This window comes from Citrobacter sp. VF227 (assembly GCF_052950715.1).
The window spans coordinates 1-455 of sequence record NZ_JBRFVF010000467.1 but is presented as its reverse complement, the minus strand read 5'-3'; the positions used below and the strand labels follow the sequence as shown (position 1 = coordinate 455).

Genomic DNA, 455 nt, shown 5'->3' with positions numbered 1-455 from the left:
GGCACAGGCCAAGGTGGACAGCACCCAGGCCGCGCGATTGGGGCAGGACCTGACGCCGCTAGGGGCGGAGCGGGCGGGCAATGCCGCCGGCACCATTCCGGCCTGGACCGGTGGCGTCCAGGCACCGGCCGGCTACGAGCCGGGCATGCATCATCCCGACCCGTTCGCCGGAGATGCGCTGCTGTACCGGGTCGATCGCAACAATCTGAAGGAGCATGAAAACCAGCTGCCCGAAGGCATGAAGGCGTTGCTGGAGCGCTATCCGGACTACCACCTGCGCGTGTTCCCGACCCGCCGCAGCGCTGCGGTACCGCAGCGGATCTACGATGCCACTCGTTTCAATGCCGTCAGTGCCGAGCTGATCGCCAACGGCAACGGCATCCAGGGTGCGGCGGCCGGGATTCCCTTCCCGATCCCGCAGAGCGGCATCGAGGTCATCTGGAACCACATCCTGC

General features: G+C 67.3%; 1 protein-coding gene. It reads left to right on the top strand.

What is annotated here, in order from left to right:
- On the top strand, positions 1 to 455 hold a 455-nt coding region (locus tag ACU8YC_RS27360; protein ID WP_446896308.1), incomplete at both ends, for a DUF1329 domain-containing protein.